The sequence below is a fragment of the Mycobacterium sp. Aquia_213 genome (assembly GCF_026625985.1).
GTDB lineage: Bacteria > Actinomycetota > Actinomycetes > Mycobacteriales > Mycobacteriaceae > Mycobacterium.
This window is the reverse complement of sequence record NZ_CP113116.1, coordinates 1,498,948-1,520,514: the sequence shown is the minus strand read 5'-3', so window position 1 is coordinate 1,520,514 and position 21,567 is coordinate 1,498,948. Positions and strand designations below refer to the sequence as shown.

At 66.0% G+C, this 21,567-nt stretch carries 17 protein-coding genes; 5 read left to right on the top strand and 12 right to left on the bottom strand.

All coding sequences use genetic code 11. The features are described 5' to 3' along the window. Positions 1–22: 22 nt before the first annotated feature. The 7 genes from LMQ14_RS07245 to LMQ14_RS07215 are packed head-to-tail and all read right to left on the bottom strand — an operon-like array spanning position 23 to position 7,397. The gene (locus LMQ14_RS07245; protein ID WP_267735398.1) at positions 23–1,447 is read right to left on the bottom strand and encodes an NADH-quinone oxidoreductase subunit C; all 1,425 of its coding nucleotides are present in this window, start codon (positions 1,445–1,447) and stop codon (positions 23–25) included. Between the two features lie 47 nt (positions 1,448–1,494). Continuing rightward, complete coding sequence (locus tag LMQ14_RS07240; protein ID WP_267734094.1) at positions 1,495–2,967, bottom strand: proton-conducting transporter membrane subunit; 1,473 nt, start codon at positions 2,965–2,967, stop codon at positions 1,495–1,497. Next, positions 2,967–3,629 carry a hypothetical protein gene (locus tag LMQ14_RS07235; RefSeq protein WP_267734093.1) on the bottom strand — a complete coding sequence of 221 codons (663 nt, stop codon included), beginning with the start codon at positions 3,627–3,629 and terminating at the stop codon, positions 2,967–2,969. Before LMQ14_RS07235 ends, LMQ14_RS07240 begins: the two co-directional genes overlap by 1 nt. Positions 3,630–3,639: 10 nt before the next feature. Then, complete coding sequence (locus tag LMQ14_RS07230) at positions 3,640–4,590, bottom strand: respiratory chain complex I subunit 1 family protein (protein WP_267734092.1); 951 nt, start codon at positions 4,588–4,590, stop codon at positions 3,640–3,642. Between the two features lie 5 nt (positions 4,591–4,595). Further along, positions 4,596–6,530 (bottom strand): proton-conducting transporter membrane subunit, encoded by a 1,935-nt coding sequence (locus tag LMQ14_RS07225; protein WP_267734091.1) that lies wholly within the window; start codon positions 6,528–6,530, stop codon positions 4,596–4,598. Positions 6,531–6,568: 38 nt separating this feature from the next. Beyond that, positions 6,569–7,048 (bottom strand): NADH-quinone oxidoreductase subunit B family protein, encoded by a 480-nt coding sequence (locus LMQ14_RS07220; protein ID WP_267734090.1) that lies wholly within the window; start codon positions 7,046–7,048, stop codon positions 6,569–6,571. A 4-nt stretch (positions 7,049–7,052) separates the two neighbouring features. Further along, positions 7,053–7,397, bottom strand: a complete 345-nt coding sequence (locus LMQ14_RS07215; protein WP_267734089.1) for a lsr2/espR transcriptional regulator — start codon at positions 7,395–7,397, stop codon at positions 7,053–7,055. 163 nt (positions 7,398–7,560) lie between these two features. Between LMQ14_RS07215 and LMQ14_RS07210 the strand changes: the two genes are divergently transcribed. From LMQ14_RS07210 to LMQ14_RS07195, 4 genes are read left to right on the top strand one after another with little or no spacing between them, the layout of a single operon-like run. Then, entirely contained in the window at positions 7,561–8,538 is a 978-nt protein-coding gene (locus LMQ14_RS07210) for an ABC transporter permease (RefSeq protein WP_267735397.1), read from the top strand. Continuing rightward, on the top strand, positions 8,535–9,473 hold the full coding sequence (locus tag LMQ14_RS07205) for an ABC transporter permease (RefSeq protein WP_267734088.1): 939 nt from the start codon (positions 8,535–8,537) through the stop codon (positions 9,471–9,473). Before LMQ14_RS07210 ends, LMQ14_RS07205 begins: the two co-directional genes overlap by 4 nt. Then, entirely contained in the window at positions 9,470–11,320 is a 1,851-nt protein-coding gene (locus LMQ14_RS07200) for a dipeptide ABC transporter ATP-binding protein (protein ID WP_267734087.1), read from the top strand. The genes LMQ14_RS07205 and LMQ14_RS07200 overlap by 4 nt, the downstream gene beginning before the upstream one ends. A gap of 10 nt (positions 11,321–11,330) precedes the next feature. Beyond that, positions 11,331–13,004 (top strand): ABC transporter family substrate-binding protein, encoded by a 1,674-nt coding sequence (locus tag LMQ14_RS07195; RefSeq protein WP_267734086.1) that lies wholly within the window; start codon positions 11,331–11,333, stop codon positions 13,002–13,004. Here the strand turns inward: LMQ14_RS07195 and LMQ14_RS07190 are convergent. The 5 genes from LMQ14_RS07190 to LMQ14_RS07170 form a co-directional block, all read right to left on the bottom strand. After that, positions 12,991–14,241 carry an alpha/beta fold hydrolase gene (locus LMQ14_RS07190; RefSeq protein ID WP_267734085.1) on the bottom strand — a complete coding sequence of 417 codons (1,251 nt, stop codon included), beginning with the start codon at positions 14,239–14,241 and terminating at the stop codon, positions 12,991–12,993. The two genes, LMQ14_RS07195 and LMQ14_RS07190, sit on opposite strands and share 14 nt — an antisense overlap. Positions 14,242–14,313: 72 nt before the next feature. Continuing rightward, the gene (locus LMQ14_RS07185; protein WP_267734084.1) at positions 14,314–15,900 is read right to left on the bottom strand and encodes a GMC family oxidoreductase; all 1,587 of its coding nucleotides are present in this window, start codon (positions 15,898–15,900) and stop codon (positions 14,314–14,316) included. Positions 15,901–15,947: 47 nt separating this feature from the next. After that, positions 15,948–18,569, bottom strand: a complete 2,622-nt coding sequence (locus LMQ14_RS07180) for an AAA family ATPase (protein WP_267734083.1) — start codon at positions 18,567–18,569, stop codon at positions 15,948–15,950. Beyond that, the gene (locus LMQ14_RS07175) at positions 18,566–19,732 is read right to left on the bottom strand and encodes a metallophosphoesterase family protein (RefSeq protein ID WP_267734082.1); all 1,167 of its coding nucleotides are present in this window, start codon (positions 19,730–19,732) and stop codon (positions 18,566–18,568) included. The genes LMQ14_RS07180 and LMQ14_RS07175 overlap by 4 nt, the downstream gene beginning before the upstream one ends. Before the next feature lie 320 nt (positions 19,733–20,052). Then, positions 20,053–20,631, bottom strand: a complete 579-nt coding sequence (locus tag LMQ14_RS07170; RefSeq protein ID WP_267734081.1) for a class I SAM-dependent methyltransferase — start codon at positions 20,629–20,631, stop codon at positions 20,053–20,055. A 457-nt stretch (positions 20,632–21,088) separates the two neighbouring features. Between LMQ14_RS07170 and LMQ14_RS07165 the strand changes: the two genes are divergently transcribed. Then, positions 21,089–21,565, top strand: a complete 477-nt coding sequence (locus LMQ14_RS07165) for a SixA phosphatase family protein (protein WP_420714668.1) — start codon at positions 21,089–21,091, stop codon at positions 21,563–21,565. Positions 21,566–21,567: the final 2 nt, after the last annotated feature.

Sequence of the window (21,567 nt, the reverse complement as noted above, 5' to 3'; positions counted from 1 at the left end):
AAGGCATCTTGAGGTGCCTCTGCTACAGGTCGTTTCCCGCGTACGACTGGTTAAAGCTTTTGTTAGCCAGCGGGAAGTCCGGGACGATCGTCTCGGCCATCGCCACAGGCAAAGCCGGCCAGTTGAACCAGGACGGGTCAACGATTTTGGCGCGGGTGATGCGGTTGGTCGTGTCGACTTCGACGCGATGCACGATGGTGCCGCGCCAACCTTCGACGATGCCGACACCGCTGCTCGGCGTCGTCGTTGCGTCGGCTCTGGCGATGTATTCGATTGGGCCGCTGTGTGACTCGACGATGTGTTGGGCGAGGACGGCGGACGCCGCGAACTCGTCTCGCCGTACGGTGTAGCGGGCGAGAACGTCGCCATCTGCCGCGCCGATTTCCACAATGGGCAGCTCGACGGTTGGGTGCTCTACCCGGGCGTCGGTGCGCAGGCCGCTGGCACGGGCGACGTACCCCAGACAGCCCAGGGCCGAGGCGTCCTCGGAGCGGAGGATGGCGGTACCGGCGAAGCGGTCGTAAGCGACCGCGTTAGCCAATGTCAGCGAGGCGACCTCGGCCACGTCAGCGGCGAGCAGTAGAAGTTCCTCGGTGTCGGGAAGGCCTTGCAGTGCAATGCCACCCGGGCGGATGGCGCCGCGCAGCAGCCGGTGGCCGGTGACGTTGGCGTTGAGCCGCAACAGTCTTTCGCGGATGCGTTGGGCGTGCGTATTGGCGATGCCGTAGCCGATGTCGTTGGCCAAGGCGCCGAGATCGGCGGCGTGGTTATAAAGCCGCTCGAGTTCGACGATCAGGGCGCGCAACCGATGCACCTCGTCGGGCAGCTCGATGCCGAGAGCGTCTTCGACGGCCAGGCTGTGGGCCAGGGCGTGAGCGGCCGACGTATCGCCGCTGATACGTTCAGCGAGCTCGACCCCCTCGGCGGCGGCACGGCCGTGGAACAGCTTCTCGATGCCGCGGTGCACAAACCACAGCCGGGCCTTCAACCGCACGACGGTCTCGCCCGCAACAGAGAAGCGAAAATGGCCGGGTTCGATCAGGCCGGCGTGAACGGGACCGACCGGGATCTCGTAAACCCCTGGTCCTTCGACGTTGAGGAAAGGGAACGCGCCGGCGTCGGCGAATTCGGGCGCGGGCCCCGCATCGGTGCGCATCGGATGCCAGTCGGGCCAGTGCGCGTGGCGGACCAGGCGGCGCGGCTTGGGATGGCCGGCGGGCCGGATCCCGTACAGGTCCGCCATCTCACGCTCGAACCGACTCGCCGGAAACGATACATAGGACAGCGACCGGACAGTCGGATTATCCACGGGTACAACACATTCGAGCTCGACACGGCGGTCCGGGCAGCCGGCCAGAAACAGGTAGACCAGCCGCAGAGTGTCGCCATCGTCGTGCGCGGCGACCAACGCCAGCCGAAACGAATCGTCCAGGAGTTGTTCGGCCATTTCGGTGAGTCCGTGCTGGGAAACCCTGTGCCGCAACCAGCTTCGGTTCACCGTGAGGCTCCCACGTTGCTGCTGGCGGCGACGGTGAACAGGTGGGTGAGTGGGCCGGCCGTGACACCCAGGGTCGCGGAGACGGCGACACCAAGGGTCAGCACCGTTGCGGCTGTGGCCGGCACGGCAAGCGATGGCGCGCCCACTGCGGGCACACCGAGCAGTACACGCCCCGAATTGCGGGCCAGAGCGGCGAAGGCGATCGCGATCAGCAGCATCGCCGCGCCGAGTACCCAGGCCAGCCGCGCGTTGGCCAGCGAGCGCGCGATCGCCAGCTCGCTGGCGAACATCGCGAAAGGCGGCAGGCCCAGCAGCACGATCAGGCCGGCGGCAAACGACAGACCGATGAGCCGTGACCGGTGCATGACACCGGTGATATCGGCGATCGCGGTGGAGTTGTGCGCGGCCTGCAAGTGGCCGCCCGCCAGGAACAGCACCGTCTTGGCGATTCCATGTGCGAGCACATGCAGCAGCAGCGCGGAGATCGCCAACGTGGTGCCGGCGGCCGCCGCGATCGCGATCAGGCCCATGTTCTCCATCGACGAATACGCCAGCATCCTTTTGATGTCGCCGGTGACGGTCAGCATCAGCGCCGCGACCAGCAGTGTCATCAACCCGACCACCAGCAGCCCGCCGCGTAGGAAGGTGGGTCCGGCAGCAGCGTCGACAATCGGCCGCAGTCGGATGAGCACCGAGAACGCCACCGACAGCAGCACCCCGCTCATCAGCGCCGACACCGGGGCGGGAGCTTGGCTGTGTGCGTCCGCCAGCCAAGTGTGGAACGGAAAGAGCCCGGCCTTGGCGCCGTAACCGATCAGCAGCAGCCCGCCGGCCAGCCGCGCGACAGCGGGATTCAGGCCGTGAGCGTGCGCGGCAAGCACATCGAGATTCAGCGCGTCAGCGGCGGGTGCACCGGCATAGCGCGCGGCGAAGTACAGCAGCACGGTGCCCAGGAATGCGACGGCGATACCGACCGAGCAGATCACCACATACTTCCAGGTCGCTTCGAGCGCGGTGCGGGTGCGGCGATGCCCCACCAGGAAAGCGGTGATCACGGTGGTGGCCTCGATCGCCACCCATACCAGGCCAATGTTGTTGGCGCACACCGCGAGAGCCATCGCCGCCAAAAATGCCGGCGTCAATATGCCGTAGAGGCGGGCACCACGCTCATCGATGTGAGCATGCGCGAGCTCGACGTCGATGTAAGAAATGCTCGCCAAGGTAGCCAGCGTGCCGACTATCCCGATGACGATGAGCATGGTCACCGTGAGCGCGTCGGCCCGGAGCAGCCCACCCAGCGCGAGCTGGGTACCGGACCCGACCCGAAAGCCCAACGCCGCGGCACACCCCAGAATGGTGACGGCCGACAGGACTGTCAGCGCCGCGGTCACGCGCCGCCACCCGGCGACCATGCCGGCGATTGATGCAGCGAGTGGCGCGAGGATCGCGGTGAGCAGCAACACGGTCATCAGTCGTGCAAATCCTGCAGCTTGTCCAGATCGGCGTCGCCGAAGGCTTGTCGCAGCCGGCCGGTCAGCACGCCGATCACGATCACGGCCAAGAGCACGTCCAATGAGGCGCCGAGTTCGACGATCAACGGAACTCCGGCGGTGAGCAGGAACGCGGTCGCAGCAATCCCGTTGTCTAGCATCAGGAATCCCGCGGCTTGTGAGATCGCATGCCGGCGGGTGGTCAACACGAACAGTGCAATCAGCACTACCGCGAACGCGGCAGGTACGGCATTGGTACTGGGGCCCGGTGCCAGGTCGACCACCGGTTGGGTGACCCCGAAGGCGGCGACGGTCAACCCGCCGGCAATCAACAGCGAACTGGTCGTGTTCACCAGCGGGGTGGCCTCGCGTCGCGAGGCGACTTCGGCACGGACAACGCGGGCCAGCAGCCACGGCAACACCACCGCGCGTAGCACCAGTACGGCAACAGCCACTCCGATCAGTGCGAGATCTCGGTCATGGATACCGCGCAACGCCGGGATCGCTGTCAGTGCCAGCCCCTGCCAGGCCAGCAGATGCACGATCGCGGGCAGTTCGCGGCGCCAGACAATCAATACCGCGGTCAGCATGAGCCCACCCGCGGCGAAGTCGACCAAGATCGAGAAGTTGGCGTCGGTCATTGCTGGGCCCTCACGTGCGGATCGTGAAGAAGTTGGCGGCGGTGACCGCGAGCAGGGCCAACAGAAGCGAACCAGCCAACAGTTCGGGAACCCGGAACAATCGAAGTTTGGCGATGAACACCTCGAATGTCGCGAGCAGCGTCGCGAGAACCGTAACCTTGGCGACTACCGCCGCCACACCGATCAACACTGCGGGCGCGGTGGGCGCAGCACCGGCAATCCCCCACGGCAGGAACAGGTTTGCCAACAGCGCCAAGAGAACCGTGAGGCGCATCCCCGACGCCCATTCGACGAGCGCCAACCGGGGGCCGGCATATTCGAGGACCATCGCTTCGTGCACCATTGTCAGTTCCAGGTGCGTCGCCGGATTGTCGACCGGTAGCCGCCCGGTCTCGGCGACGATGACGATGACGAGCGCGACGAGGGCGAGCACAGCGGTCAAGGACATGACATGGCCAGGGTTTGCGATCGTATTCGTCACCAGCGCACCAAGATTGGTCGATCCGGCCGGAATGGAAAGTGCGAACACCGCCAAGAGGATCGTCGGCTCTACCAGGGCCGCGATAGTGATCTCGCGGCTTGCGCCCATACCGCCGAACGAGGTGCCGGTGTCGATGCCGGCCAGGGCGAGCGCAACGGTTCCCAGGAATAGCAAGCCGACCACGGCGAACAAGTCCCCGCTGGAATCCAGGGGCGACCCGGTCGCGACGATCGGTACGATCGCCGCGATCAAAAGGGTAGTCCCGGCCAGGATCAGGGGCGCAGCGGTGAACACGACCGTCGTTCCTGTCGGCGTGATCTGTTGCTTACCAAGTTGTTTGAGCAGATCCCGCCACGGCTGCAGCACGCCGCCACCCGCTCGTCCCTCCCAGCGGGCCCGCACCTGTCGCGTCATACCGACTACTACCGGCGCACCTAGCGTGACCAGACCAAGCTGAGCCGCCCCGGCGACGTAGGACATCGCGTTCACTTCGCCGCCACCAGCACGATCAGCACACCCAGCGCCCCGTAGGCCAAATAGAGGTGGACGCTGCCGGTATGGGCGCGCCGCATCAACCCGGCCGCGGCGACTATCGCAGCGACCACCGGAGCATACAGACGCTGTTCGATCGTGTCGGTGATCGCGGTCCGGTAGGTGATCCGGTCGGCGATGTACCGTGACTCGGCCGTGTGGGTGACCTCGATGTCGGTGTCGGGGCGCAGCACATCATCGAAGACTCGCTGGAGTGGCTCGGCGAACGACGTCGCCGTGTATTGCATGCGCTCGGTGAGATCGTCTGCGCCGCATGCCCATAAGGGCAAGACGACCGGTGCGGGGCGCCGGCGGGAACGCGATCGAGCCAGCCCGGACGCCACCAGGGCCGCGGCGAGGACGCCCGCGGCGATCACGCCGGGCGCGATCGACCCCGACACCCCGGGCAGCCGCACCACGGTGCCGAAATCGGTGAACCCGACAACGTGTGCGAACGGCAGCGTCGCGACGGTTCGATGTACGGTCGCGGCGACAAGCCCCGGCGCCACCGCCAGTATCAGGCAGGCACCCGCCGCGATCGCCATGCCGGCACGCATGCTGGCCGGCGCCTCACGCGCGTCGGCGGCCCGCAGGGAGCGGGGACGGGCCAAAAACCCGATCCCGAACGCTTTGACCATCGCCGCCACGCTCAGCCCGGTGGCAAGAGCAACCGCGCCGACCGCCAATGGTGTCGTCAGCGCCACCATGGGATCGTGTCGGGGAGCGGCGTGGATCAGTGACTGGAACAGCAGCCACTCACTGACAAAACCGGCGCCGAGCGGCAGACCGCATGCGCCCAGCGCGGCCACGCCGAAAAACACTGTGGTCATTGGCATCCGGCGGGCCAGGCCGCCGAGCAGGTCGAGGTCGCGCAGGCCCGTCGCGGCCAGCACCGACCCCGCGGCCAGGAACCCGAGGCTCTTGAATGCGGCGTGCGCCATCAGATGCAGTACCGCGGCGGCTGCGGCTATCGTCGCCGGGCCGTAGGCGCCGGTATTCGCGAAAAGCGTTGCCGCACCGAGCGCCAACGTGACCAGGCCCATGTTTTCGGTCGTCGAATAGGCCAGCAGCCGTTTGATATCGGTAGCAACCGAGGCCTGCAGCACACCGTAGAGCGCGGACATCGCGCCGACGGCCAGAAGCGTAAACCCCCACCAGCGGGGGCCCGGCCAGAGCAACCGCAGATCGAAGCGAATGATGCCGTAGATCCCCAGGTTGACCATCGCCGCGCTCATCAACGCCGATACCGGGCTGGGCGCCTCCGGATGGGCACGCGGTAGCCAGGCGTGCAGCGGCACCAATCCCGCCTTCGAACCGAACCCGATCAGTGTCAGCACGAACACGGCCGCGCGGGCCCCGGCAGACACCCCGGTGATGTCGGCGAACCGGTCCCCGCCACCGGCAGCCGACAACACCAGGAGCCCGACCAGGATGGCGACGAACCCGAGCTGGGTCATCACCGCGTACGACAGGCCCGCCGATCGGACCTGCGGGCGGACATCTTCGGACAGCACCAGCATCAGCGATGCGATCGCCATCAACTCCCACGCCAGCAGAAACGTCGTCACCGATCCCGCGGCCGGCACCAACAACATCGCCGTGACAAACACCGGCAAGATCGCCATCGTGACCAAGCTCAGATGTTCGCGTCGCGCGTACCCGATCGCATAGCAGCCGACCGGGACCGCCACCGCGCCCGTGATCGCCATGAAGAATCCGCCGAGTGGGTCGAGCTCGATCCGTACTCCGGACAACGGAAGAAGCCAGTCGATGTCGACCGGCCGCACCGATCCGAACATCCCCTGTAAGCCCAGCCACACCCCGACGATGCCGATGCCCGATGTCATAATCCCGCCGGCGGCCGGGCCGAAACCCTTTTGTGACAGCATGTTTGGCGCCGACGTTACGGCGACTGTCGATGTGGTCGTCATTTCCCCGTGACCGACCGCAGGGCCGCAACGATGTCGGCGGGTGTGGGCGGACATCCCGCAATCTCGATATCGACCGGCACCACCTCACCCACCGCGCCGGCGACGGCATAGGCGTCCTTGAACACCCCTCGATTCAAGGCGCAATCTCCGCACGCGATCACCACGCGCGGGCGTGGCGTCGCCTCAAGGGTGTTGCGCAGCGGGCCGGCCATATTGCGCGTCACCACTCCGGTCACCAGCAGCGCATCGGCGTGCCGGGGCGAGGCCACGAGTCGAGCCCCGAACCGCTCCGCGTCGTACACCGGGCCGAACACGCCCGAAATCTCCACCTCACACCCGTTGCACGAACCCGCATCGACATGCCGAATCTGCAGCGAACCTCGCACTCCCGCCGGCGGTTGTGTCGCCGACGGCGGCGCGGGCGCCGCGGGCTCTGCGATCCGGCCGACGCGAAGAATCTTGACGAACCAGCCCATGGCGCTAATTCGGCGTACCGTCCACGCGCAGGTCCGCCAGCACCGCGACCCGATCCGTGAGCACCCTGGCCAGTACCTTGCGCGCCACCGCGAGCAGCTCGGCAATATCGGGTGACGCGATCGAGTAGGTCACGACGTTGCCATCACGGTCTGCGACGACAACTCCCGCCCGACGCAACACGGCCAGTTGCTGGGATAAGTTCGATGCCTCCAGTCCGACATCGGACACCAGCAACTCCCCCACCGAGCGGTCCCGCTCGACCAGCAGCTCGAGAATCCTGATTCGCGCCGGGTGCCCAAGTGTCTTGAAAAAATCGGCTTTGAGCTTGTAAAGGGGCTTCGATTCCACCTTGGCTCCTGAAGACTTCGCTATTACGACAGTTTATCAATTGAAGAATTCATCATACGGCTGACGTGGCGCCGTTGCTGAACGGTGGTCGCCAGGCGCAGCGCGACGCGCCTCGCGTATCTCGCTAACCTGTCCCAATGCGATGCAGGCAGGCCAACCGGGCATGATCCGGTACCTCGCCCGGCGCTTCCTCAACTACGTCGTCCTGCTGGTGCTGGCGTCTTTCTTGACCTTCCTGCTGACCTCGCAGACGTTTCATCCGCTCGACAGTTTTGTGCAGCGCCACCCGACGCCACCACCGGAGGCCATTCACGCCAAGGCCGTTGCGCTGGGCTTGGACCAACCGGTGGTCATCCGCTACGCAAATTGGATTTCCGGCGTGGTCCAAGGTGACTTCGGCGTGACGGTGAGCGGTCACCCGGTGTCCCAAGAGCTATGGCGCCGGGTCGGGGTGAGCCTGCGACTGGTGGTGACCGGTTCGGTGCTGGGCACGCTGATCGGCGTCATCGTGGGCGCCTGGGGTGCGGTCCGGCAGTACCGGCTCAGCGATCGGGTGATCACGGTGCTGTCGCTGGTCGTCTTGAGCATCCCGTCGTTCGTGCTGGCAAGCTTGCTCATTCTGGGCGCGCTGCGGGTCAACATGTTCGCCGGAGTGGGGATCTTCCAGTACACCGGCGAGACCTCGCCGCTGCCGCCCAGCGGAACCGTCGACGAGCTCATCGAGCGCTTGCAGCACATCGTGTTGCCCACCCTCACCCTGGCCCTGGGCGCCATCGCGGGTTTCAGCCGCTACCAACGGAATGCGATGCTCGACGTGCTCGGCGAGGACTTCATCCGAACCGCGCGGGCGAAGGGCCTGACCCGCCGCGAGGCGCTGTTCAAACACGGTCTGCGCACCGCACTGATTCCGATGGCCACCCTGTTCGCCTATGGCGTGAGCGGGCTGGTTGTCGGCGCGGTGTTCGTCGAGAAGATCTTCGGCTGGCACGGCATGGGCGAATGGGTTGTGTCAGGAATCGCGACCCAGGACGCGAACGTCGTCGCCGCGATCACGCTTTTCTCCGGCGCGGCCGTTCTGCTGGCGGGATTGTTGTCCGACGTCATCTACGCGGCCCTGGATCCGAGGGTGCGGGTTTCATGAGTCCAGAGGCCGCGCCGGTGCGCTCCGGCGTCCACCCGGTCGCCACGTTCACGTCGCGCCGAACCCTGTTGATACGCCGCTTCTTTCGCAACAAACCCGCAGCGGTGGCACTGATTCTGCTGGCGCTGGCGTTCATCGGCTGCTACGCGTTGCCGCCGCTATTGCCGCACAGCTATACCGAGCTGGACCTGCACGCACTGCTGCAGCCACCGTCGCCGCGACACTGGTTCGGCACCAACGCACTGGGCCAGGACCTGCTGGCCCGCACGCTGACCGGCATGCAGAAGTCGCTACTGATCGGCGTTTGCGTGGCGGCGATCTCGACCACCATCGCCGCCACCGTCGGATCGATCGCGGGCTATTTCGGCGGCTGGCGCGACCGAGCCCTGATGTGGCTGGTGGACCTGCTGCTCGTGGTGCCCAGCTTCCTGCTCATTGCCATCGTCACGCCGCGCACCAAACATTCGAACAGCGTTCTGTGGCTCATCGTGCTCCTCGCGGCGTTCGGCTGGATGGTCAGCTCACGGATGGTACGCGGCCTGACGATGAGCCTGCGGGAACGCGAATTCGTCCGCGCGGCAAGATATATGGGAGTGTCAAGCCGACGGGTGATCATGCATCACATCGTGCCGAATGTCGCCTCGATCCTGATCATCGACGCGACGCTCAACGTGGGTTTCGCGATCCTGGCCGAAACCGGGTTGAGCTTCTTGGGATTCGGTGTTCAGCCTCCGGACGTCTCGCTCGGCACGCTGATCGCGGAAGGCACTCCCTCGGTGACCACCTTCCCCTGGGTCTTCCTGTTCCCGGGCTCGGCGTTGATATTGATTGTGTTGTGCGCCAACCTCGCCGGTGACGGACTGCGCGACGCGATCGATCCGAGCGCGAAGCCATCACGCCGTAAAAGGCGGAAGCCAGTTGGGCGGCCGCAATGACGGCACTGCTGGAGGTGACCGACCTCAGCGTCACCTTCGACACCGGGGATGCGCGGGTGCCCGCGGTGCGCGGGGCGACCTACCACATCGATCCGGGCGAAGTGCTCGCCATCGTCGGTGAATCGGGCTCCGGCAAAAGCACCGCCGCGATGGCGGTAGTCGGGTTGCTGCCCGAATACGCCGAGGTATCGGGTTCGGTTCGGCTGGAAGGCCAGGAGCTGCTCGGGCTGGGAGACCAGGAAATGTCACGGATCCGCGGCAAGACGATCGGCACCGTGTTCCAAGACCCGATGTCGGCGTTGACTCCCGTCTACACCGTCGGGGACCAGATAGCGGAAGCCATCAGGGTGCACCACCGTGACGTCAGCCGGGCCGCTGCCCGGACGCGGGCCGTGGAGCTACTCGAGCTGGTCGGTATCGCGCAGCCGGACCGCCGCGCAAAAGCGTTCCCCCACGAGCTATCCGGCGGCGAGCGCCAGCGGGTGGTGATCGCGATCGCGATCGCCAACGATCCGGACCTGCTGATCTGTGACGAGCCCACCACCGCGCTCGACGTCACCGTACAGGCCCAGATTCTCGACGTGCTGCGCACGGCGCGCGATGTCACCGGCGCGGGCGTATTGATCATCACCCACGACCTGGGGGTGGTCGCGGAGTTCGCCGACCGGGCATTGGTCATGTACGCCGGACGTGAGGTCGAGATCGCGACCGTCGACGATCTGTACCGAGACCGTCGCATGCCCTACACGGTCGGGCTGCTCGGTTCGGTGCCGCGGCTGGACGCCCCGCAGGGCACACGGCTGGTTCCGATTCCCGGTGCACCCCCCAACCTGGCGACGCTGGCACCCGATGCCTGTCCGTTCACGCCCCGTTGTCCGCTGGCGCTCGACGAATGTCGTTCGGCTGAGCCAGCTCTGATCACAGTTTCCGAAGACCACCAGGCGGCCTGTATCCGTACCGACGACGTCGCGGGTCGCGCTGCCGCCGAAATCTTCCACGTGACCACCGCGCCGCCGGCCATCGATAGCGCAGCAGACCAAAACGCAACGGTGCTACGCGTTGTCGACCTTTCCAAGACCTACCCGCTGACCAAGGGCGTGGTCTTTCGCAGGCGGGTGGGTGAGGTGCGCGCGGTCGACGGCGTCAGCTTCACCCTGGAACAGGGCCGCACGCTGGCGATCGTCGGGGAATCCGGTTCGGGTAAATCGACTACCCTGCAACAGATCTTGGAACTGAACGCGCCACAATCGGGTTCGATTGAGGTTCTCGGCGCCGACGTCGCCGCGTTGAATCCGGAGGGCCGGCGTGCGCTGCGGCGCGATATTCAGGTGGTGTTCCAAGACCCGGTGGCGTCCCTGGACCCACGACTACCCGTTTCCGAAGTCATCGCTGAACCATTGCAGGCGAACGGATTCCGCAAGGGCGACACCGACGCGCGAGTGGCCGAGCTGCTGGACATCGTCGGGTTGCGGCACGCCGACGCAGCCCGCTATCCGGCCGAGTTCTCCGGTGGACAAAAACAGCGCATCGGTATCGCGCGCGCGCTGGCGTTACAGCCCAAGATATTGGCGCTCGACGAGCCGGTGTCGGCGCTGGACGTCTCGATCCAGGCTGGGATCATCAACCTGCTGCTCGACCTGCAAGAGCGGTTCAGTCTGTCGTATCTGTTTGTCTCACATGATCTTTCCGTCGTCAAACACCTGGCGCACCAGGTGGTGGTGATGTACCGGGGTGCCATAGTCGAACAGGGCGACGGCGACGAGGTCTTCGCCAACCCACAACACGAATACACCCGGCGACTCCTCGACGCCGTTCCGCGAGCGCATCCCGAAGGCGGCTCCGGTTAACATCGTCGGGGTGACACGCCTACCGAGAGCCCGCAAGGTCGCGGCGCTGGCCTTGGCGCTCGTGGTGCTGGTCACCGGCTGCTCGAGTGGCTATCAGGAGCTGCCGGAGACCCGGGCCGCTCAGCTCGGGGCCAGCAGTGACATGAACCCGCGAGACCCCGCCACGCTGCGTGACGGCGGTAACCTGCGACTCCCGCTGACAGCATTCCCGGACAACTTCAATCAGCTGAACATCGACGGCAATACCTCCGACACCGCCGCGGTGCTCGGGGCCACGCAGCCCGGGGCGTTCATGACCCAGGCGGATGGGACGCTGAATCTCAATACCGACTACTTCACCGGTGCCGAACTGACCGGGACCAACCCCCAAACCGTCACGTACACAATCAATCCGAAAGCAACATGGAGCGACGGAACTCCAATCACGTGGGAAGATCTCAAGTCGGAGGTTGACGCGTGCAACGGCCGCGACAAGAAGTTCTTGATCGCCAGCCGGGCCGGGTTCGAACGCGTGAAATCGGTGACCAGAGGTGTCGACGACCGACAAGCAGTGGTCACCTTCTCCGATCCGTACGCCGAATGGCGGGGGATGTTCGCCGGCGGGATACAACCTCGCAGCATGACGGCCAACCCGGAGGTCTTCAACAAGGGCCAGCTCGAGGCCCCCGGCCCGTCGGCCGGGCCGTTCATCGTGTCCACGCTCGACCGGACCGCACAGCGCATCGTGCTGACCCGCAACCCCCGATGGTGGGGCCGCAAGCCGAGGCTGGATTCGATCACGTTCCTGGTGCTCGACGTCTCCGCCATCATTCCCGCGCTGCAGAACAAGGCGATCGATGCCGCGGGCATCACCACGCTCGACGACATGGTGACGGCGCAGCGCACGCCGGGCATCGTGATCCGGCGCGCGCCGGCCCCCACCTGGTTCCACTTCACGTTCAATGGCGCCGAGGGGTCGATCATGGCCGACGAGCGGCTGCGATTGGCGGTGTGCCAGGGTATCGATCGCCAGGCCGTCGTCGACGTCGTCGAGCACGGTTTGACCACACACCCCGTGCCGCTGAACAACCACGTCTTCGTGGCCGGACAGGTCGGCTACCAAAACAACAGTGCACCAGGCGCTTACAACCCGGATAAGGCCCGCAGAGACTTGGATGCCATGGGCTGGAAGCTCAACGGCGCGATACGCGAGAAGGACGGCAAGCAGCTCGTCGTGCGCGACGTGCTCTTCGACGCACCGTCCAACCGGCAGATTGCCATGGTTGCGCAGAACAGCCTGGCGCAGATCGGCGTGAAGCTGGTGCTCGACCTCAAAGCCGGCAATGGTTTCTTCAGCCAATACATCGGCGTCGGTGACTTCGATATCGCTCAATTCGGTTGGGAAGGAAACGCTTTCCCGTTGTCCGCACTTCCGCAGATTTACACCTCGGACGGTGACAGCAACTTCGGCAGGATCGGCAATGCCGCGATCGATGCGAAGATCGCCGAGACATTGTCGGAGCTGGACCAGGACAAGGCGCGGGTTCTGGCCAATCAGGTGGACGCGATGATCTGGCAGGAAGGCTTCAACCTGCCGCTGTTCCAGTCGCCCGGCAACAGGGCGGTACGACACGATTTGGCCAACTACGGTGCAGCCGGCCTGGCCGACGTGGATTACACCGCAATCGGATTCATGCGGACCTGAGCCGCCGCCACAGCGGCGTCACCACCGGCAGCGCACCCTCGGCGATCGCGGCCACCTCGACTGCCTTCCACAGCAAGCGCATGGCGGGGCGGGCCGGCAGCGCGTCCAGCTCCGATCCCCGACCGGCCAGCTGATCGATTTCGCCGCGGCACACCGCCTCGGCGATCACCAGAGCGGCGGACTCACGAAAGTCGATCGCGCTGTGCGCCATCGTCGGCAACGCCAATAACAGCGCGTTCGGCACCAGCGATGCCACACGCTCTGCCACCGCCCGCGGTGTCACCATGTCGCGCCCGCCGGAAACCACGACCGTGGGCCACGTGAACTTCGGCATCTCCGCCACGAGATCATACGGCTCTGCCTCGAAAGCATCTGTCTCACTGATGATTTCGCGCAAAGCTACAGCCGGATCGAGCGGCAGACCGTCGGGTTCGGCCCCGTAGTCGAGTTCGCGGAAGGCGATGCGGCTCACCAGATCGATTTCGTGGCGGTATGCGACATTGAGACTGACGACGCCGGAGAAGCGGGACAGCATCCGCCACAACGTCTTTCGGCCACTGAGCAACAAGTCGAGTTCGCGGTCCAGCAGCGGAGCTCCGCCGTAGGCGTAGATGGTGGTGGCGATCTCTCCCGCCGTCCCGGCCATCACCCCGGTGTCGATCAGCTTGCGGACCTTGGGGGCCAATGCGGCGGTTTCCGGAGTATCGCCGTCGAACAGCAGGCCGCGCACGGCGTCGCGCACGGCCACGATGTCGTGTCGAGACAGCAGCGGCGAATCGAGAATCATCGCGTGCACCCGGCCGGGATGGCGTACGCCGAAGCCCGCCGAGATATAGGAGCCGTACGACGTTCCGTAGATGACGGCGGAGCCCACATGGGCGTCGTCGAGCACGGCAGCGATGTCGTCGACAACCTGATCGACGGTGATCGCTTCGGGCGGCAGATCTGCGCCGGAGTCGTCATGACGCGACATGCCGATCCCGCGGTGCTCGATCATGATGACGTCGAGACCGGCGAGGGCGGCGCGCCGCCGCAGACCCTTGTAGACCTGCATCGACGCCACCCCCGGCCCTCCCGGGATGATGACCAGCGGGTGCGCGGACTTGCGCCCGGTGCGCACGTAGTACAGATCGAATTCGTCCGCGCTGCCTGGCGATATCGGCCTGCGCACCGGGCGGACGCCGGGCATTCCCGCAAGCCTTTCGTGCACCCGGCGCCGTTTCGCGTTCATGGTCATCGCCGCCCATTCTGCCGGGGTCGCTCGCGATCAGCAGCGCGGCAGCTTCCTGCGGGAACTCGTGGCGGCGGTTCAGCCGGTGATCAGGTCGGCGGCCTTCTCCCCGATCAGCACCGACGGCGCATGGGTGTGGCCCCGAATCGTGCCGGGCATCACCGAGGCGTCGGCCACCCGAAGCCCGTCGACGCCCCGCACCCGCAGCTGCGGATCCACCACGCTGGCCTGGTCGCTGCCCATCCGGCAGCTGCCCAGTGGGTGATACAAAGTGTGGGCACTGTTGTCGAGCACACTTTCGAGGGCGGCCTCGTCCAGCTCGGTGCAGTCCCGCGGCTGCGCGATGGGGCCCAGCAGGCCTTTCAACGCGGGCGCCGCGGCAATCCGGGCGCACATTCGCAGCCCTTCCATCATCGCTGCCCGGTCGACGCCGCCCGGGTCCGACAGGTAGCGCGGATCGATCACCGGCTTGTCGTGCGGATCGGCGGACCGCAGCGTGATCCGGCCGCGGCTTTCCGGTGCCACCAGGACAGGCCCGAACACCACCCCGTGCGCGTCCGGCTCATCAAATCCCTCGCCGTAGAAGGGCGCCGGGCAAAACATCAGCTCGAGGTCGGGGAGGTCCAATTCCGGTCGGCTGCGGACGAACCCATACGCCTCGGCGATGCTGGAGGTCAGCATGCCGCGGCGCCGCAGCAGGTAATTGATCAACTCCCTCGGCTTTTCGGCGGCGAACAAGCTGCCGGCGTCGACATGGAAACCCAGCCGGGTAGTGAGGTGGTCGATCAGGTTCTGCCCCACCTGCGGCGAGTGGTAGACGAGGTCGATGCCGTGCTCGTCGAGATGATCGCGATCGCCGACGCCGGATAGCAGCAACAGCTGAGGGCTGTTGATGGCACCGCCGCAGAGCACTACCTCGCGGCGCGCGTGGGCAACGCAAAGGTGGCCGTCGCGCTCGAATTCCACACCGACTGCCCGGGTTCCGTCAAACAGCACCCGGGTAGTGGTGGCCGCGGTCAGCACGGTGAGGTTCTTGCGGCGCATCGCCGGTTTCAGATACGCGTCGGCGCTGCTGCACCGGGCGCCCCGGCTCTGCGTGACGACGGTCTCGCAAAAGCCCTCCGGCCGTGACGAGTTCGGCTGCGCGGCGGGAAAGCCGCATTCGCGCGCCGCGGCCAGCCACGCCGCAGTCGAAGTCCGCGGGCTGCGCTGCCGGGAAATGTGCACCGGACCGGTCACCCCGCTCTCGTCACCATTGACAAAGTGCCACGCCTCGGTGACGTTCTCGATCCGGCGGAAGTATCCGATCATCTCGGCGAATGACCATTGCGGTCCGGCTCGCCTCGCCCACTCGTCGTAGTCGGCGTCGAATCCGCGTACCCACATGCCCGCGTTGATCGATGAGCAACCACCCAGCACCTTGCCTCTGGGCCAATAGATTTCGCGTCCGCCCAGTTCACTCTGCGGCTCGGTCAGGTAGCCCCAGTCGATCTCGCTGCGGAGCAGCTTGACGTAGCCCGCCGGGATCTTGATGAACCTATTCTTGTCGGGCGGACCCGCCTCGAGCGCGAGTACCGAAGTCGCCGGATCGGCGCTCAGTCGACTGGCCACCACAGAGCCGGCCGAGCCGGTACCGACCACCAGGTAGTCGCACTGAATATCCATTTACACCCCGTTTCGGGGTGAGTGTAAGACGGGACGACCCCCGGGTCCTACACATTGAGATCGATACGGTGCGCACCTTTCACGCTGTCGTAACGATCGGGACTGCACGTCAACACAATCACTTGGCCCTGAGCGCCCACCGTGTCGAACACCTCGCCCATCTTGGCCAGCCGGTCGGGGTCGGTGAACCCGAGTGCGTCGTCGACCACAACCGGAACGGAGTCCTCCTTGGCGACCAGGGCGGCACCGGCCAACCGCGCCAGGATCCCGAGTTGCTCCTTGGCCCCGCCAGATAGGGAGTCGTAGGGCACCGTGACGCCATCGAGGGTTCGGCTGCGGATACACAAGTCGGTGTCGACGTCCACCTCGAAGCTGGGCCCGAACACCGGACGACCGAGTCGCTGCAATTCGGTGCGGTAGGGCTCGACATACCCCAGCCGGGTGGTGTCGCGATGGCGGGCCATCACCGAACGCAGCAGCTCCGCGGCGCGGGCCCGGCCGCCGATCCGGGTGTGCTGACTGGCGGCGTGCTCGCGCTCGATCTCCGCGGCGTCGAGCTTGCCCTGACGGCCCTCGCTACCGAAGACCGAGAGTTCGATGGTGAGTTCGCGCAACATCCGGGCAGCGTCCTCGTAGCGAGCGCCCAGCGACTCGGCGGCCTGTCTGGCCGCGGCCAATTCGGCGGTCACCGCGTCGGGCGCCGCGGCGGCCAATTCTTCGTCCAGTTCGGCGGCCCGGCGCTCGGCGGTTGTGGCGGCCCGCTGTCCGGCATCCGCCGACGACGCCAGGTCTTCGTCACCCACCGAGACTCGCTCCTGCGCCAGCTGATCGGTGTCTCTGCCCAGCTCGACCCGCTGGGTTGCCGTTTCGTTGAGCAAAAGTGTTGCCCGGGTTGAGGTCTCGGCCAGCCGGGAGTCGGCTGCCGCCGCGGTCCGGCGGCGGGACTCGCATTCGGTTTCGGCGGCCAGGCTAGCGGCCCGCACGGCATCGAGTTCGACACGGGCGGAAGCGATATCGGTGGCGAACAGCTCGGGCCCGGCGGGTTGGCCGGCTCGCAGCTGCGCCAGCCGCCCCCGGAGTTGCTCGACGTCCTCATCGCCGCATAGGCCGGACAGCGTCGCGATCAATTGGTCGCGGCTGCTCTGCAATTCGCGGCGATGTTGGTCGGCCAATCGGGCCGCGGCGAGGTCGGCGACCTTACCTTCGGCCAATGCTGCCGTCAGCTCTTGTTGTGCCGCAGCATATTTCGCCTGAACATCGAGCGCGGTCGCGCCGGGAGTTATCCGCGCGGTGAGGACACCGGGGACCTCGACCTCGGTGGGACCGGTGGCCGTCGTCGACCACGTTTGGCCGGCCGACAACGACACCCGTTGTTCGCCGACCGCAAGCTCGATGTCGGCCACGGCGGTGAACTCGACCGCCGCCGAGACCATTGTCAGCTGGTCGCCGGCGCGATCGACCGCCGCTGCGGCGCTTTCGATTCGGCGTAGCAGCTCGTCGGTGAGCACGACCGTGGAAAGCTCCGTGGTGAGTTGGTCACGCTCTCGCAGCGCGGCGTCGGTCTTGGCCAGCCGGGCGCTCAACCGGTCGATCTCCTCGCGCTCGGCGAGCTGGTCGACGGTGCGGCGGGCGGATGCGACCCGGCGCTGCAGGTCGGCCAGAACCTGCGTGGCCTCCTGCAGTGCCGAACCGGCCGTCTCGGCCTCGGCCTGCGCTGCCGTCTGCGCGGCGGCGGCTTGTTGCGCTTCCGCGTCGGCGGCCGCGACAGCCGCTGTGCGAGTTTCGATCTCGGCGACCAGGCGTAACCGGCCGTTGTGCGCGGCGGTGGCGGCGGCGCTGGTCGCCGCGGCGGCGGCCGCGACCAGCTTGGCTTCTCGCGCTTGGCGGGTGAGCTCCGCGGCCTTGTCGGCCGCGGCCTGCGCCACGGCCAACCGCGGACCGGCCGCGAGCCGCAGTTGGGAGAGCTCGGCGACTTGTTCGGTCAGCACGGCATGGCGCCGCACCCGGTCGTCGACTTCGGCGACCGCCGCCGTGCACTCCGCGACCGCACTGTCGGCGTCGGTCAGTCGCGTGATGGCCGTGGCCCATTCCCCGGTGGGACGTCCGGTGGGGGTGAAGTAGCGCGCGTACTCGGCGTCGATCCGCTCGATGAGCAACGGCTCGTTCCCGGACAGCGCCGCCTCGTCACCCGCAGCGACATCGAGCGCGCGGGAAAGCGCGTCGCATCCGGAAAGATCCACCGCGGCAGTCGATGTGGACTGCAGCACGCGCTGGGCGTGCCACAGGTCGTTGTCCACTGTCTCCGCGAGCATGCTGCGGACCCGTTCGTGGGCTTCGTCGCCGGTCAGTTGCTCGCGGCGCGGCGCCAGCACGGTCAATTCGGTCTCGCACTTCTTGTGGAAGCGCTTGCGGTATATGAAACGGTAAGTGCCGCTGCTGATTTCGGCGGTCACCTCGGAGCCGACGTCGCTGTTGGTCGGCTTGACCTGCTTGACTTCCTTTTTCGTCGAGCGGTCCCTGGATTCCAGCAGCAGGTCCAGCGCCTCGATCATCGACGACTTGCCAATCTCGTTGGCGCCGCTCACCACAACCACGCCGTGATCGGGAAAATCGATCTCGCGGTGCCGGATTCCGCGGTAGTTCGTCAGGACCAGCCGGTGCAGCTTCATGCCGACCTCCGGTCGGCAGGCCGCACTTCTGTCGATGCGGTGAGGCGCAGCAGGAGTGCCAGCGCGGCCTGGGCGTCGGTCGCGGATTCGGTGTCGTCCCCGCGTGCCGCGGCCACCAGCTCTTCGACGGCCGCGGCGGCGAATCCGCCGATGCCGAGATCGGTGAACTCGCCGTCGGCCGGTATCACCGCCAGGTCAGTGTGGCGTTCCCAGGTGCGCAGGTGGGCGAATAGCCGTCCGTATCGATCCAGGCACGCATCCAGCGCGGCCCGATCGGTGACCGTCAACGAACCCGTCAGCGCCAGGCGGATCACGGTGCGGTCCTTCTCGGTCATCAGATCGAGATTCAGGTCCAGGTCGGCGATGTCGCGGCTGGTGTCGACCTGACGGTGCAGGGTGACAAACCGCCAGTGGCCCACGTGCCGTGGCGTCACGGATACCGCGTTGGCTTCGTCGATGTCGACAACGAGGACGTGACCCGGGTTGGATTCGACGTCATCGAAATTCGTCACTTCCGGCGATCCCGAGTACCAGACCCGGCCGCTCTCGCCGACCTGGGTGAGCGAGTGCTTATCCCCCAGCGCCGCATAGTGGACCGCGCCGCGGGTCAGGGCCTCTTCGAGCCCGGCCAGCCGAATCAGCGACGGCTTGTCGCGATCGGGGTCGAGCACGTCGACGCCGCCGTGCGCGACGAGCACCCGGGTGACGGCGCCGGCGTCAAGCCCCTCGAGGACTTCGGCGACCAGGTCGGTGGTCGGGGCCTTGGACCGCCATGGCGCAGCGACGATCTCGACGCCCGGCTGCACCTGATGCGGACCGGGGTGATCGAGCACGATGACATTGTCCGGGCATTCCCGGGAGAATAGCGCGCTGGTGAAGACCGACGACGCGTCGAGCGGGTCGTGGTTGCCGGGCAACAGGTAGACCGGAATACCGATGGCGCGCATGGCTTCCAGCGACTGCCCGATCACCTTCGGGTCGAGCTGGTTGTGTTCGAAGACGTCACCCGCGACGACGACGAACTCGGCGCCCACCTCGGCCGCGAGGGCGCCCAGGCCGGCCACCGCGTCGCGCCGGGCGGCCGAGTATCGCGGCTGGGCGTCACCGGCCAGGAAGTGTCGTGTCATGCCCAACTGCCAGTCGGCGGTGTGCAGGAATCGCATCCCGGCGCCCCCTTCGGAAATGACGTGGCTATCAAGGCACCGCGAAGTCTAGGTGGGTTGACCGACAACTCTTGGGACCTGCATCGGCATGCCTTCGCGCGGTCCGAACCCGGATGCCACAGCCGTTTGACACCGACCGAACATCGATCGACCGGCACCGGCTGACCGGGATCGCCAGAAGTTTCGCCCCGCGTCCGTTTCGCCCAGTACCACCCAGGGGCCACGGCGTGTCCTTTGCCGCGGGACGTCCGAAGAGCGCTGCGTTCGAGCCGCTCTGGCCGATTAAGGACTGCCGCTATTCACTAAATACCTTCAGGATTTCATACCGGCTCCGCCAGGATTTCCATGCCACAACGATATCGGTCGCTAACAGCGTAATGCAATGGCCTGAATCCAGCCTTTTCCAATTCAGCATAGAGCGTTTCCCGCGTGAAGTTGTGGTAATGTTCAATCTCGCGCCAGTAGGCGTTTTGATTGCTCGCATTCAGGTAGCGCCACAGTGGTGCACTCGCGTTTGGCATGGAAATTAGCAAAATACCGGGATCGCATATCAGGCTCCTCGCACAACGCAGAACATCTCGCGGAAACGGCTCGTGTTCGACAACATCGGCCATACTGATGACCGTTGGCTTCGACTCGAACGCGACATTTTCCGCCGCGGATTCCAGGGTGCCGTGATAGGCGGAAATCCCGAAGTCGCGGATGTCCTCGACATTCTTTTTTCGCAAATCGACGCCAAACACCTCAAAGCCGAACTCATCGGCGGTCATCAGCAGCGATCCGTTGCCGAATCCAACGTCGAGCCACAGCCTGCTGTTTGGCGATCCGAGTTTGGCAACCACTCGGTCTACCAGCTTTGCTGAAATAAGTCGGTTGAATTCTAGATCGGTGCCGACCACTTGTCGATGTAACGTGTTCTCGAACAGTATACTTAATGCCTCGTCAGTAAAATATCCTTCAGTGAATATATGTTCACACTGCCCGCACGTCACCCAAGACATTGATGGCTCCAATGGCGCTCGCCACATCGCATGGCCGCTGCAACTTATGGTCAACGCTGGGCGGATATCAACGGAGTCGCACAGTGGACATGCACTGTACAGAATTCTTTCATTTTCCAATTTCGATAGTCTTTCCTGTCGAGCGGACTAGGGGGTTCACCTCCTGTGGAACACTCGAGGCACAACGATGCGAGCGTATGCCCCGACTCCCCAATGGTGAAGTGATGTCGCAGGCGCGCGGAACGTGGCACCGCTCCTGGCACGGCTCCGGCCGCTGTCGCGCGTGCCGGGTCGCGCGCATCCTTCCGGACTGATTAGCGTGAGTCGCGTGACTGGAGAGCGCACCCTGCTGCTGATGCGGCACGCGAAGTCTGGATACCCGCCCGGCGTCGTGGACCACGACCGGCCGCTGGCCACCCGCGGCATCCGGGAAGCGGGGATCGGCGGTGACTGGCTGCGCGCCAATCAACCCCGCATCGACGCCGTGCTGTGCTCGACGGCCACCCGCGCCCGCGAGACCCTGGCCAACACCGGCATCGACGCCCCCGTGCAATACCGCGAGCGGCTCTACGACACCACCCCGGGCACGATGATCGACGAAATCAACGAGGTTGCCGACGGCGTCGACACCCTGCTCGTCGTCGGGCACGAGCCGACCGTGTCGTCCCTGGCGCTCGGCCTTGCGGGTGCCGAAGGCACTGACGAGGATGCGGTGCAACGTATTTCGGAGAAATTCGCGACATCGGCGATCGCGGTGCTGAGCCTCACCGGCGACTGGAAAGACCTGCAACCAGGCGGCGCCGCGTTGATCGACTTCCACGTCCCGCGCTGAAC